Consider the following 13,569-nt stretch of genomic DNA (forward strand, 5'->3'; position numbering starts at 1 on the left):
TTATGCAAGAAAAAATGATAAAAAAGTGAAAATAATTAAAAAATATGCAAAAATATGCATAAAATAAAGGGGAAGTGTATGATGGATGAATATTTGAATATAATAAATGGAAAATTAAAAGGGGATTAGATAAGTTTACATAATTCGATTAAAAAACATAGTTAAGAAATGATGAAAGATCTTGCGAAAAATGCTTGACGAATCCATGACGACAACGTAAAATATATCCGGCAATTTGCGCAAAAAATAAATTAAGAAAATATCAGCGCAAGAAAAAATTTCGAAATAATATTTTTATATATAAAAGGAGAAAGATACGTATGAATTATGACGTAATTATTATTGGAGCAGGTCCCGGAGGAATCTTTGCGGCATATGAGTTGATGAAAAAGAAACCGGGATGTAAGATTGCTGTATTTGAAGAAGGCTATCCGCTTGAAAAGAGAAAATGTCCAATTGACGGAGATAAGATCAAGAGCTGTATCAATTGTAAGCGCTGCTCGATCATGTGCGGATTTGGAGGAGCCGGAGCATTTTCGGATGGAAAATACAACATTACGAATGACTTCGGTGGAACTCTGTTCGAGTATATCGGAAAGAAACAGGCAGTAGAACTGATGAAATATGTGGATGAGATCAACATGGAGAACGGTGGAGAAGGAACAAAGCTCTATTCTACGGCAGGAACCAAATTCAAAAAACTCTGTCTGCAGAATAAGTTAAATCTTCTGGATGCATCGGTTCGTCATCTTGGAACAGATATCAACTATGTGGTACTTCAGAATCTGTATAATCAGATGAAAGACCATATGGATTTCTATTTTGATACACCGGTAGACACAATTGAAAAGATTGAAAATGGCTACAAAGTTGTATGTGAAAAAGGCAGTTATGAATGTGAAAAATGTATTGTATCTGTAGGACGAAGCGGAAGTAAATGGATGGAAAAGGTATGTAAGGATCTGGAAATCCCTACAAAATCCAACCGTGTAGATATCGGTGTTCGAGTAGAGCTTCCGGCTGTTATATTCTCACATCTGACAGATGAACTTTACGAAAGCAAAATCGTATATCGAACAGAAAAATTCGAAGATAATGTACGTACATTCTGTATGAATCCAAACGGAATTGTTGTAAATGAAAATACTAACGGAATCATCACGGTAAATGGACACAGCTATGAAGGAAACGAGAAAAAGACAGATAATACAAACTTTGCCCTTCTGGTTGCAAAGCATTTCTCAGAGCCGTTCAAAGACAGTAACGGATATGGAGAAAGTATCGCAAGACTTTCCAATATGCTTGGCGGAGGGGTTATCGTACAGCGTTTTGGTGATCTGGTACGTGGAAGAAGAAGTACAGAGAAACGTATCGAAGAGGGCCTGGTAACACCGACTTTATCAGCAACACCGGGAGATTTAAGTCTTGTACTTCCAAAACGAATCCTGGATGGTATTGTTGAGATGATCTATGCGCTGGATAAAGTTGCACCGGGAACAGCTAATGATGATACACTTCTGTATGGTGTGGAGGTTAAATTCTACAACATGGAAGTAGATATTGATGAAAATCTGGAAAGTTGTCATAAAGGACTGTATGTGATCGGAGATGGAAGTGGTGTGACACATTCACTTTCGCATGCATCTGCAAGTGGGGTGTATGTAGCAAGACATATTATTGAAGAAGCTTAGAACAAGTTCGGTTGTGAACTGGCTGACATCCGAAACGGAAGGACGGCAAGAGCTGACAGAAAAAACAGTATAAAGCAAGAATAGTATAAGAAATTCTGTGTTTTATTCAGTTGATAGCTGAGTAGGACACGGAATTTTTTTGTTGCAATGCATTCGTAAGGAAATTTGTAAAAAAATAATAAAAATCTTGACTTGTGTAGATTGCCGATATAATATATAGACGAACGATATAGTATGTAGATAATCTACATACTGGATTATAAAAAGGAGGTAAGAGAAGATGGCAGTAGACAAAAGTCTGGTATCAGGAAGTACTACGATGCTGGTGTTAAAATTATTAGAAGAAAAGGACATGTACGGATATGAAATGATCGATACCCTCCGGGGAAAATCAAAGAATGTATTTGAGTTAAAAGCAGGAACTTTGTATCCGCTTTTGCATGGTCTGGAAGAAAAAGGATTCGTAGAGTCTTATGAGAAAGAAGCAGTCGGAAAGATCCGAAAATATTATCATATTACAAGATCTGGAAAAAAAGAATTAAAAAAGAAGTCAGAAGAATGGAAAGAGTATTCAAAAGCGGTTCTGGATGTGATGGGTGGTGTGTGCTTTGGATAAAAAGAAATATATACAGACGGTAACAGAACAGATCCGGTGTAAGCGGGCACTTCCGCTGGTAACAAAAGAACTGGAAGGACACATCGAAGATCAGAAAAGTGATTATATGAAAGCAGGAATGAATGTCGAAGAAGCAGAAGAAGCGGCAGTTCTGGAAATGGGTGATCCGGTAGAGGTTGGTGTTGAGATGGACCGTATCCATCGACCGAAGATGGCCTGGAAGATGATCGGACTGATCGCGATTTTGAATCTGGCAGGAATTGTACTAATGTATCTCATAAGAACAAGCATCCTGGCAGATGCAGGAAATAATCCGGGAGATGTAGAATGGATCGCATCGGGAATTGGTGGTAATATCAACTATCTGAAAAGTGTTATGTGGACGATCATTGGTCTGGCTTGTATGATAGGAATCTGTTATTTTGATTACAGCAGAATAGGAAAGTATGGCAAGTTGTTAACCGGAGGCTGGATCGTGGTTATGGGACTGAGCCTGTTCATGGGTGCAGTATATATCAATGGAGCTGCTTACGGGATCCTGTTTTTATTTGGCCGGGTATTACCGCTGCGTCCATTTTTATATCTGATTGTTCCTGCATATGCGGCAACATTGTATAGCATGCGAAGAAAAAAATCTGGTTATTCCGGTGTTGTAAAGGCAATACTGTGGCAGATACTGCCGGTGTGGATCATCTTACGCATTCCGAATCTGTCCATGGCAATCAGCGTAGAAGTTACATTTATGATTCTGTTATCAATTGCAGTTTGGAAAGAATGGTTTGAGGTGAATAGAAAAAGAACATTGATTACACTGTGGAGTCTGGTAATTCTGCTCCCGGCAGCAGGAATTGGGGTGTTCGTAAAACTGGACTCTGTAGCAAATTATCAGATGGCAAGACTATCCGCTTTTATCCATCCGGAAAGCAATGACGGAACCTTAGGGGGAATGATAAGAAATATGATCTCCGGAGCACATCTTGCCGGACGTGGAGATTGTGAAAAAATAAAGTTCTTTAACAGAGATTATATGCTGACCTTTATTATACATTATTATGGAATATTTGCAGCGGTTCTGATAATTGCTATTGTAGGAGGCATTCTGATATGGTTCCTGCAAAAGACAGGACACCAGAAAAATCAACTCGGCATGATTATGGGAACCGGATGTGTGGTGGTCCTGCTTATTCAGTTCATTGGATATGTATTAGAAAATCTTGGATATTTTCCACTTTCAAATAATTATTGCCTGTTTCTGACGACCGGGGGAAGTGGGATGATGATCAGTTATATTATGTTTGGAATATTACTTAGTATTTACCGGTATCAGAATGTGTTGGTGGATCCGGAGGTGAAGAAGAAGGAGATTTCTGTTTAATCTATTAAACGGCTGATACCCGGCCGGAAGAAAAGGAAGAGAGTCCAGCTGCGTGCAGCTGGACTCTCTTCCTTTTCTTCCTCGCGTTATCGCATGCTATAATAATTAAACAGCTGAACCGTAACCGTTGTGAGACCGGAAGTGTATCTATATAATCTGATAATCTGTCGCTGGCAGTTTCTCATGGACCGGGGTAAGCCATGATGATGAACTAAACAGAAATATAATTAAAAAGGACTTGCATAATATACACTATAGATGTATAATTATGCAAGTTCCTCTTTTACCACACAAAAGTAAATAAATGGATTTTGAAAAAACAATCCGACCAAACTAGACAATTACAGGAAATTGGGGTACTATAAAACGTACGATAATTTATAAAAATTCAATATCGGAAAGGGTGTTATATAGATGATTAAAGTTGGAATTATTGGAGCAACTGGATATGCCGGGGGAGAACTGGTAAGAATTCTCGCCGGACATAAAGATGCTGAGATTGTATGGTACGGTTCCAGAAGCTATATAGATAAGAAATATGCAGATGTATATCAGAATATGTTCCAGATCGTAGATGCGAAATGTCTGGATGATAATATGGAAGAACTGGCAAAGCAGGCAGACGTGATCTTTACTGCAACGCCACAGGGATTCTGCGCATCGATGATGAATGACAAGATTTTAAGTGAGACAAAGATCATCGACTTAAGTGCAGACTTTCGTATCAAAGACGTTGCTACTTATGAAAAATGGTATGGAATTGAACACAAGAGCCCACAGTATATCGAAGAAGCGGTATACGGACTTTGCGAGATCAACAGAGAAGATGTGAAGAAAGCAAGACTGGTAGCCAATCCTGGATGCTATACAACCTGTTCGATCCTGACTGCTTATCCACTGGCAAAAGAAGGAATCATTGATATGAATACCCTGATCGTGGATGCCAAGTCCGGAACTTCCGGAGCAGGACGTGGTGCAAAAGTGCCGAACCTTTTCTGTGAAGTGAATGAGAATATGAAAGCGTACGGTGTTGCAAGCCACAGACATACACCTGAGATCGAGGAACAACTCGGATATGCATCAGGAGAGAAAGTGCTGATCAACTTCACGCCACATCTGGTTCCGATGAACAGAGGAATTCTGGCGACGGAATATGCAACATTGAAAAAAGATGTGACCTACGAAGAAGTCAAAGCAATCTATGATAAATATTATAAAGATGAGAAATTCGTCCGTGTTCTGGAAAAGGATGTATGCCCGGAGACAAAATGGGTAGAAGGAAGTAATTATGTAGACATCAATTTCAAGATCGATCCAAGAACCAACCGTATCATCATGATGGGAGCCATTGACAACCTGGTAAAAGGTGCGGCAGGACAGGCAGTACAGAATATGAACCTGATGTTCGGACTTCCGGAGACAGAAGGTCTGGAACTGGTGCCAATGTTCCCATAAATTTTCGGAAAAAGGATGCAGATAAGATGAAATGTAAGGGAGCATTATCCTAAGTTCATCTGAAAATACAGGCAGAGGAGAAAAATAATACATATGAATATAAGAGTAATGACAATTGAAGATTTCGATCAGGTGCACGCGCTTTGGATGAGCATCAAGGGATTCGGAATACGAAGTGTGGATGATTCGAAAGAGGGCGTAGAACGCTTTTTAAAAAGAAATCCTACGACAAGCGTAGTTGCCGAAGAAGACGGAAAAATCGTCGGAGCGATTCTCTGCGGGCATGATGGAAGACGAGGCTGTCTGTATCATGTGTGTGTAGATGTAAATCACAGGATGAAGGGAATCGGGAAGGCTATGGTAGTATTTACCATGGAAGCACTGAAAAAAGAAGGTATTAACAAAGTATCTCTGATCGCATTTACACAGAACGATATCGGCAATGCATTCTGGAAAGAAATCGGATGGACAAAAAGAGAAGATCTGAATTATTATGATTTTACATTGAATGAAGCAAATATCACGGCGTTTATCCAGTAAGCAGATTAGGAAGATAAAATAAAAGAGCATATAAAAGAACCGGCAGATAAAACGAGAAAATTGAGACTAATGAACAGCCGGTAATATAAAATGAGAGAATTAAGAAAGGTGGAAGAACAGATGAAACAGGTAAAAGGCGGAGTAACCGCAGCAAAAGGATTTGAAGCAGCAAGTACAGCAGCAGGAATTAAGTATAAAGACAGAACGGATATGGCACTGGTATACAGCCAGGTTCCATGCGTGGCAGCAGGAACATTTACAACAAATGTTGTAAAAGCAGCACCGGTCAAATGGGATCAGCAGGTTGTAAAAAGCGGGGCAAAAGCACAGGCAGTCGTTGTAAACTCAGGAATCGCCAATGCCTGCACCGGAGCAGAAGGATTTGGATACTGTAAAGATACAGCAGATGCAGCAGCGAAAGCACTGAACATTTCCGCAGACGGTGTTCTCATCGGTTCTACCGGAGTTATCGGAAAACAGATTCCGATCGACAAACTGACAGCTGGAATCGAAGCGCTGGCAGGAAAGAAGAATGATACACTTGAAAATGGAACAGAAGCAGCTAAAGCAATTATGACAACCGATACATTTCCGAAGGAACTGGCTGTTACAATCGAAGTCGGCGGCAAGACAGTAACTATCGGAGGTATGGCAAAAGGATCCGGAATGATCCATCCGAATATGTGTACGATGCTTGCATTTATTACAACAGATGCAGTGATCACAAAGGATGCACTTCAGAAAGCATTAAGCGAAGATGTCGGAGATACCTACAACATGATTTCTGTAGACGGAGATACTTCTACGAATGATTCCGTTGTATTGCTGGCAAATGGTCTGGCAGAGAACCCGGAGATCACATATGGAACAGAAGATTATAAAAATTTTGCAGAAGCATTACATACGATCAACGAATATCTTGCAAAGAAGATTGCAGGAGACGGAGAGGGTGCAACTGCATTATTCGAAGTCAAGGCAGTTGGCTGTGAGAGCGTAGAACAGGCAAAGACACTTGCAAAATCTATCGTATGCTCTAATCTTACAAAGACAGCGATTGCAGGACATGATGCAAACTGGGGAAGAATTCTCTGCGCAATGGGATATTCCGGAGCACAGTTCGATCCTGAAAAAGTTGACCTGTTCTTTGAGAGTAAAGCCGGAAAAATCCAGATCATTGAAAATGGTACGGCTGTAGATTACAGCGAAGCAGAGGCAACTAAAATTCTGTCTGAGCCGGAAGTTACAGCAATTGCAGATGTGAAGATGGGAGATAAGACAGCAACAGCATGGGGATGTGACCTGACTCACGGATATATTGAGATTAATGCAGATTACAGAAGCTAATTCAGAATGCAAAGATTAAAGTATACAGATGCAGCAAACAGACAGAAATGAAAAGACAGGAGATCAAAAGATGGAAAAAGCAATGCAGAAATACCTGGACAAAGCAGAAGTACTGATTGAAGCCCTTCCATATATCCAGAGATTTAACCGTAAGGTTATTGTAGTAAAATATGGTGGAAGTGCCATGGTAGACGAAGAGTTAAAAGCAAGAGTCATTCAGGATGTAACCCTTCTCAAATTAGTTGGATTCAAACCGATCATCGTTCATGGCGGTGGCAAGGAGATCAGCAAATGGGTTGGAAAAGTCGGCATGGAACCACATTTTATCAATGGACTTCGTGTGACGGATGCAGAGACGATGGAACTCGCAGAGATGGTTCTTGGTAAAGTTAACAAAAGTCTTGTTCAGTTAGTGGAACAGCTCGGTGTAAGAGCCATTGGTATCAGTGGAAAAGACGGCGGCCTTCTGAAAGTGGATAAGAAACTGGCAGACGGTGAAGATATCGGATTTGTCGGCGATGTCAAAGAAGTGAATGCGGATATCATCTATGATCTTCTGGAAAAAGATTTCCTTCCGATTATTGCACCGATCGGTCTGGATGATGAATACAATACTTATAACATTAATGCGGATGATGCGGCATGTGCAATCGCGAAAGCAATCAATGCAGAAAAACTTGCATTCTTAACAGATATTGAAGGTGTATACAAAGATCCGAATGACCCGTCTACATTGATTTCAGAGTTAAATGTTTCCGAAGGGAAGAAACTGATGGAGGAAGGATATATCGGTGGAGGTATGCTTCCGAAGATCCAGAACTGTATTGATGCAATCGAAAACGGTGTATCCAGAGTACATATTCTGGATGGAAGAATTCCACACTGCCTGCTTCTTGAAATCTTTACGAATAAGGGAATCGGAACAGCAATCAAAAATGATGTAGAAGAAAGATATTATCACGGAGAATAAGCTATGAATGAATATATGAAAGAAACAAACGAAGCTTTGTTACATACTTATAACCAGTTTCCGGTTGTGTTAGATCACGGTGAAGGTGTATATCTGTATGATACAGAAGGAAAGAAATATCTGGATTTTGCAGCCGGATATGCGGTGTCTTCGTTGGGATACGGCAATCAGGAGTTGAATGAAGCATTAAAAGCACAGATTGACAAGCTTTTTCACACATCTAATTTGTATTACAATACTGTATGTGGAAAAGCAGCAGAAGATCTGAAACGTATTACCGGAATGGATCGGATTTTCTTTACCAACAGTGGCGGAGAAGCGGTAGAAGGAACTTTAAAAGCGGCAAGAAAATATGCATACAAAAAAGGAACCGGCCGTTATGAATTCATTGCTATGAAGGAATCTTTTCATGGAAGAAGCTTTGGAGCGTTATCGGTAACAGGTCATGATCCATATCGTGCACCGTTTGAGCCACTTGTACCGGGAGTGTCATTTGCAGAATATAATGATCTGGACAGTGTAAAAGCACTGGTAACAGACAAAACATGTGCGATTATCCTGGAGCCGCTTCAAGGAGAAGGCGGCATCAATCTGGCTACAGAGGAATTTATGAAAGGGATCCGCAAACTTTGCGATGAAGAAGGAATTCTGATGATTTGTGACGAAGTGCAGTGTGGTATGGGAAGAACCGGTTCCATGTTCACATGGCAGTCTTATGGTATCAGACCTGATATTATGTCTATGGCAAAAGCAATCGGAAGCGGAATTCCGGTAGGAGCGTTTGCAATGACAGAAGAGATCGCGAAGTATTCACTGGAGCCAGGTGATCACGGAACTACTTACGGCGGAAATCCTCTGGCATGTACAGCTGTAAGTAAGACGATCGAGATTTTTGAGAAAAAGAATCTTGTGGCACATGTGCAGGAACTCGGTGCATATCTGACAGAAAAACTAGAAGAACTGAAGTCAGAATGTGACTGCGTAAAGGCCGTTAAAGGAAAAGGACTGATGCAGGGAATACAGGTGACAAAGCCATTATCCGAGATTACGAAAGAGGCCTTAAAAGAAGGACTTCTGATCATCGGAGCCGGAAACGATGTGATCCGTTTTGTACCACCTCTTATTATTGAAAAAGAGCATGTGGATGAGATGATCCGGATTTTAAAGAAGGTACTGTAATATTTTTTGAAATTAACAGCATAAAAAACCAGTCATGGGACATATTATCTGCATAAGCAGGAGGTATGGAGATGACTGGTTTTTTGATTGCGCTTTTGTCGGGAGCGCTTATGAGTGTACAGGGAGTATTTAATACGCAGGTGACGAAGACAACGGGGATGTGGGTGAGTAATGGATGGGTGCAGTTTAGTGCATTTCTGCTGTGTGCAGCGGCATGGCTGATCGCCGGGCGGGATTCTATCGGGAATTTGTGGAAGGTAGAGCCCAAATATGTACTCCTCGGAGGAGTGATCGGTGCAGGGATCACATGGACCGTGATCAAGAGTATGGAGGCACTGGGACCGGCGAAGGCAGCACTTCTGATTGTAATCTCGCAGTTGATCGTAGCGTACGTAATAGAACTTCTCGGATTGTTCGGAGTAGACAAAGAACCACTGGAAATCCGTAAAATTATTGGAATGTCCATTGCCCTGATTGGTGTTGCAATTTTTCAGTGGAAATAGTACAATTATTTCACTAGGCATATGCGGGGATTTACAGTTTTCGACAGGCTGTAAAGGAGAAGTTATGCATAGGGAAAAAAGACAGAACAGAATAACAGAACAGAGAAAAATACAGAAGGAAATATGCCGTATATTGCTGATCTTTACCATGATACTGAGTATGATATGTGTCGTGAATCTGACCGGATGCAGAGACCGAAAATCACAGGAACAGACGGAACTTATTTCGTTGGACGGGCATGAACCGGATGTGGAAAAAGCAGATGGAAATACTGCAAAAGAGGCTGAAGGATCAGAAGCGGGAACGGATGATAACATGACAGAAAAAGATGGCCTTAAGCAGGAAAAACTACAGATCTGTTATGTACATGTATGCGGGGCAGTGAAGTCTCCGGGAGTGTATGAACTGACATCGGACAGTCGTTTGTATGAAGCTATTCAGATGGCTGGAGGATTTACGGATGAGGCAGCAGGTGAGGCTCTGAATCAGGCAGAAAAGATTGAAGATGGTTCCAGAATATATGTTCCGACGAAAGAAGAGGCAAAAGCCGGAACAGAGAACAACGGTACTTTCGTACAGAATGCGGATAATGAAAAGACAGATGCAACAAAAAGCACAGATGCCGGAAGTACGGCAGATGGCAAGGTGGATATTAATACGGCCGGGAAGGACGAATTGATGACACTATCCGGAATCGGAGAGGCGAAGGCTGACGCGATCATTCGTTACAGAGATGAGCATGGAAAGTTTCAGAAGATAGAAGATCTGATGGAAGTGGAAGGTATTAAAGGCGGTGTATTTCAGAAAGTAAAAGATCAAATTAAGATCTGACAAGGGAGTAGGAACATGAGCAGACGAGTATTGGTTGTGGATGATGAAAAACTGATAGTAAAAGGAATCCGGTTTAGTCTGGAGCAGGATGGATATGATGTGGACTGTGCTTATGACGGAGAAGAGGCACTGAAACTGGCAAAGGAGAATGCATATGATATCATTCTTCTGGATGTCATGCTTCCGAAATATGACGGTTTTGAAGTGTGTCAGCAGATCCGGGAATATTCGGATGTTCCGATCATTATGCTTACAGCAAAAGGCGACGATATGGATAAGATCCTGGGACTGGATTATGGAGCAGATGATTACATAACAAAGCCATTCAATATTCTGGAAGTGAAGGCAAGGATCAAAGCCATTATGCGCCGTGTCAGCAAGCGTGATAAAAATCAGGAAAATGAAAAAGTGATCGTAAAAGGCGAGATGAAGATTGACTGCGAAAGCAGACGCGTGATCATCGGAGAAAAGGAAATCAATCTGACAGCAAAAGAATTCGATCTTCTGGAACTGCTTGCCATGAATCCAGGTAAAGTCTACAGCAGAGAGAATCTTTTGAATATCGTATGGGGATATGAGTATCCGGGAGATGCAAGAACTGTGGATGTACATATCCGGAGACTTCGTGAAAAGATTGAAACGAATCCAAGCGATCCAAAATATGTCTATACGAAATGGGGAGTGGGTTATTATTTCAGGGGTTAAAAAATATTTTAAAAAGAATATATTCAGGAGCATGAAATTCCGGATCATCCTGCTGGTGGCACTGGCAGGGATTGTTCCGGTATTGATTATGAGAGGGGTGTTCCTGACCAGCTATGAGAAAAGAGCAGTGGAGGTACGAACTGCTGAGATACAGAATCAATGTACCATTCTCAGTAATCAGCTGAGCAGTTCGGGCTATCTTACGGGAGATACGTCAGAGACGATCAGAACAGAACTGGTTCAGCTATCTAATATCTACAGCGGCCGGGTAATGGTAATCGATGGTAATTTTAAGATCCAGGAAGATACATATGAAATGGATGAAGGAAAAACTATCGTATCGGGTAATGTGATCCGTTGTTTCAAAGAAAAAGGAACCAGCGAGTATAATAAGAAAAACAGATATATAGAAGTGACAGCGCCGATTTTAGGAAAAGATGATTCGATTGTAGGAGTATTGCTTGTCAGTGCACCGACAGATTCTGTCCTGGACAGTCTGGAGATTTTAAGAAACAAAGCAGATGTGGCAGCACTTGCATCGATCCTGGTTATCCTTATGATTGCTGTGCTTTCGGGAATGGCTATGTTAAAACCTTTTAAACGCATTACAGAATCCATTTCTGCGGTTACAGAAGGCTATGACGATGATTACCTTCATGAGAATACGTACACAGAAACAATGGAATTATCGGAAGCGTTCAATAAGATGTCGGGACGCATGAAGACTCTGGATGACTCGAGAAATGAATTCGTATCGAATGTGTCACATGAGTTAAAGACACCGCTGACATCCATGAAAGTACTGGCGGATTCGCTGCTTTTGCAGGAAGATGCACCGGTAGAACTCTATAAAGAATTTATGGGGGACATGTCGGAAGAAATCGAGAGAGAAAATAAGATTATTAATGACCTGCTTTCGCTGGTCAAGATGGACAAGACCGCAAATACAATGAATATAAAGTCAGAAAATATGAACGAACTGATAGAAAAGATATTAAAGAGACTGCGTCCGATTGCGGCTACAAGAAATATCGAACTGGTCTATGAAAGTTTTCGTCCGGTGACGACAGAGGTAGATGAGATGAAGATCTCTCTGGCAATATCGAATCTGGTGGAGAATGCCATCAAGTATAATAAGGAAAATGGATGGGTGCATGTATCTTTAAATGCGGATCACAAAAACTGCTATATTGAGGTGGCGGATTCGGGAATCGGTATACCTGCTGAAGCACAGGAACATATATTTGAGAGATTCTACCGGGTGGACAAGTCCCATTCAAGAGAAATTGGCGGAACAGGACTTGGTCTGGCAATCGCAAGAAGTGCAGTGGTTATGCACAGAGGGGCGATCAAAGTATTCAGTCAGCCATCGGAAGGAACTACTTTTACGGTAAGAATTCCGTTAAACTATGTATCTTAGGCAGAAGGAGATTAAGATGAAAATGAAAAAAATTTACAAGATCCTGCTGCTTATAGCTGTTTGCATCATAGCAGTATCAGGATGTAAAAAAGAGGATAAGGTTAGCGGCACCAGGATTTACTATACAGACTCAGAGGGAGTTTCACTGGTTGAGAAGGGCACAAGAATCAAAGGAAAGACAAAAAAAGCGCAGATTAATTATGTGTTAGGGAAAGTCCAGAAAAATACAGATAATATTAATTATCGCAGTGCCTTTGTGAAAGGTGTAAAGATAAAGAACTGGTCGCTTCATTCCAAAAATCTGACAGTGGATTTTAATCGTGCATATCAAAAACTGAGTGTAACGGAAGAAATTGTACTGCGGGCATCGGTGGTACAGTCGCTTGGACAGATAGATGGAGTAGATGCTGTATTCTTTACGATAGAAGGAGAGCCGCTGGAGGATCAGAACGGCCAGGAGATAGGATATATGCAGCCATCGGATTTTGTACAGAATACGGGATCCAGTCTGCATGCTTATCAGAATGAGACATTTCTTTTATATTATGGAAATAAAAAGGGCACCCGTCTTGTAAAAGAAAAGGTAAATGTCAGATACAGTAGCAGTGTGTCCAGAGAAAAAGCACTGGTCGAACAGCTGATCAAGGGGCCGGATTCGGATAATGAATCAGCAGTGCTCCCAGAAGGAACAAAAGTACTTAGTGTATCGGTAAAAGATCATATCTGTTACGTGAATCTGGACGCCGGATTCCTTGATACGACGAATGTAATGAATCCGGAAGTTCCGGTATATGCAATTGTGAATTCTATTGTAGATGGAAGTGCAATCAGCAGAGTACAGATCCTGATTGACGGAAAAACAGATATTACTTATATGGGAAAGATAAATTTGGAAAAACCTCTTTCCAGAAATCCCAATATTGTGGAAGGAGAGTAGCA

13 protein-coding genes are annotated in these 13,569 nt (G+C 41.1%); all 13 read left to right on the top strand.

Annotation, left to right across the window (positions count from 1 at the left end):
- The first annotated feature begins 320 nt into the window (after window positions 1–320).
- The 13 genes from NCY30_RS04485 to NCY30_RS04545 all read left to right on the top strand — a co-directional run bounded on the left by NCY30_RS04485 (window position 321) and on the right by NCY30_RS04545 (window position 13,567).
- On the top strand, window positions 321–1,691 hold the full coding sequence (locus tag NCY30_RS04485; RefSeq protein ID WP_250818514.1) for an NAD(P)/FAD-dependent oxidoreductase: 1,371 nt from the start codon (window positions 321–323) through the stop codon (window positions 1,689–1,691).
- A 280-nt stretch (window positions 1,692–1,971) separates the two neighbouring features.
- On the top strand, window positions 1,972–2,307 hold the full coding sequence (locus NCY30_RS04490) for a PadR family transcriptional regulator (RefSeq protein WP_022415335.1): 336 nt from the start codon (window positions 1,972–1,974) through the stop codon (window positions 2,305–2,307).
- Window positions 2,300–3,682 carry a permease prefix domain 1-containing protein gene (locus NCY30_RS04495; RefSeq protein WP_250818515.1) on the top strand — a complete coding sequence of 461 codons (1,383 nt, stop codon included), beginning with the start codon at window positions 2,300–2,302 and terminating at the stop codon, window positions 3,680–3,682. Before NCY30_RS04490 ends, NCY30_RS04495 begins: the two co-directional genes overlap by 8 nt.
- A gap of 414 nt (window positions 3,683–4,096) precedes the next feature.
- On the top strand, window positions 4,097–5,137 hold the full coding sequence (gene argC, locus NCY30_RS04500; protein WP_006428975.1) for an N-acetyl-gamma-glutamyl-phosphate reductase: 1,041 nt from the start codon (window positions 4,097–4,099) through the stop codon (window positions 5,135–5,137).
- Between the two features lie 93 nt (window positions 5,138–5,230).
- Window positions 5,231–5,677: a GNAT family N-acetyltransferase gene (locus tag NCY30_RS04505; RefSeq protein ID WP_022415337.1), complete on the top strand. Its 447-nt coding sequence runs from the start codon at window positions 5,231–5,233 to the stop codon at window positions 5,675–5,677.
- A 120-nt stretch (window positions 5,678–5,797) separates the two neighbouring features.
- Window positions 5,798–7,021: a bifunctional glutamate N-acetyltransferase/amino-acid acetyltransferase ArgJ gene (gene argJ, locus NCY30_RS04510; protein WP_022415338.1), complete on the top strand. Its 1,224-nt coding sequence runs from the start codon at window positions 5,798–5,800 to the stop codon at window positions 7,019–7,021.
- A gap of 70 nt (window positions 7,022–7,091) precedes the next feature.
- Window positions 7,092–7,991 (top strand): acetylglutamate kinase, encoded by a 900-nt coding sequence (gene argB / locus NCY30_RS04515; RefSeq protein WP_022415339.1) that lies wholly within the window; start codon window positions 7,092–7,094, stop codon window positions 7,989–7,991.
- A 3-nt stretch (window positions 7,992–7,994) separates the two neighbouring features.
- On the top strand, window positions 7,995–9,170 hold the full coding sequence (locus tag NCY30_RS04520) for an aspartate aminotransferase family protein (RefSeq protein WP_250818516.1): 1,176 nt from the start codon (window positions 7,995–7,997) through the stop codon (window positions 9,168–9,170).
- Window positions 9,171–9,241: 71 nt separating this feature from the next.
- Window positions 9,242–9,673 (top strand): DMT family transporter, encoded by a 432-nt coding sequence (locus tag NCY30_RS04525; RefSeq protein WP_055195049.1) that lies wholly within the window; start codon window positions 9,242–9,244, stop codon window positions 9,671–9,673.
- Window positions 9,674–9,737: 64 nt separating this feature from the next.
- Entirely contained in the window at window positions 9,738–10,505 is a 768-nt protein-coding gene (locus NCY30_RS04530) for a helix-hairpin-helix domain-containing protein (RefSeq protein WP_250818517.1), read from the top strand.
- A gap of 15 nt (window positions 10,506–10,520) precedes the next feature.
- A complete protein-coding gene (locus NCY30_RS04535; RefSeq protein WP_006428968.1) occupies window positions 10,521–11,210 on the top strand; it encodes a response regulator transcription factor in 690 nt (229 codons plus the stop codon).
- A complete protein-coding gene (locus NCY30_RS04540; protein WP_055214708.1) occupies window positions 11,167–12,630 on the top strand; it encodes a sensor histidine kinase in 1,464 nt (487 codons plus the stop codon). Before NCY30_RS04535 ends, NCY30_RS04540 begins: the two co-directional genes overlap by 44 nt.
- 16 nt (window positions 12,631–12,646) lie before the next feature.
- On the top strand, window positions 12,647–13,567 hold the full coding sequence (locus NCY30_RS04545; protein WP_237998688.1) for a GerMN domain-containing protein: 921 nt from the start codon (window positions 12,647–12,649) through the stop codon (window positions 13,565–13,567).
- Window positions 13,568–13,569: the final 2 nt, after the last annotated feature.

Origin of the sequence: Dorea sp. MB18-49 (assembly GCF_023669465.1) — a bacterium.
In the GTDB taxonomy this organism is placed as follows: domain Bacteria; phylum Bacillota; class Clostridia; order Lachnospirales; family Lachnospiraceae; genus Dorea_A; species Dorea_A longicatena.

Coding starts and splice junctions, on each gene's coding strand:
- NCY30_RS04505 (WP_022415337.1), top strand. CDS start 5,231: ATGAATATAAGAGTAATGACAATTGAAGATTTCGATCAGGTGCACGCG.
- NCY30_RS04540 (WP_055214708.1), top strand. CDS start 11,167: ATGTCTATACGAAATGGGGAGTGGGTTATTATTTCAGGGGTTAAAAAA.
- NCY30_RS04535 (WP_006428968.1), top strand. CDS start 10,521: ATGAGCAGACGAGTATTGGTTGTGGATGATGAAAAACTGATAGTAAAA.
- NCY30_RS04520 (WP_250818516.1), top strand. CDS start 7,995: ATGAATGAATATATGAAAGAAACAAACGAAGCTTTGTTACATACTTAT.
- argC (WP_006428975.1), top strand. CDS start 4,097: ATGATTAAAGTTGGAATTATTGGAGCAACTGGATATGCCGGGGGAGAA.
- argB (WP_022415339.1), top strand. CDS start 7,092: ATGGAAAAAGCAATGCAGAAATACCTGGACAAAGCAGAAGTACTGATT.
- NCY30_RS04530 (WP_250818517.1), top strand. CDS start 9,738: ATGCATAGGGAAAAAAGACAGAACAGAATAACAGAACAGAGAAAAATA.
- NCY30_RS04490 (WP_022415335.1), top strand. CDS start 1,972: ATGGCAGTAGACAAAAGTCTGGTATCAGGAAGTACTACGATGCTGGTG.
- argJ (WP_022415338.1), top strand. CDS start 5,798: ATGAAACAGGTAAAAGGCGGAGTAACCGCAGCAAAAGGATTTGAAGCA.
- NCY30_RS04525 (WP_055195049.1), top strand. CDS start 9,242: ATGACTGGTTTTTTGATTGCGCTTTTGTCGGGAGCGCTTATGAGTGTA.
- NCY30_RS04545 (WP_237998688.1), top strand. CDS start 12,647: ATGAAAATGAAAAAAATTTACAAGATCCTGCTGCTTATAGCTGTTTGC.
- NCY30_RS04485 (WP_250818514.1), top strand. CDS start 321: ATGAATTATGACGTAATTATTATTGGAGCAGGTCCCGGAGGAATCTTT.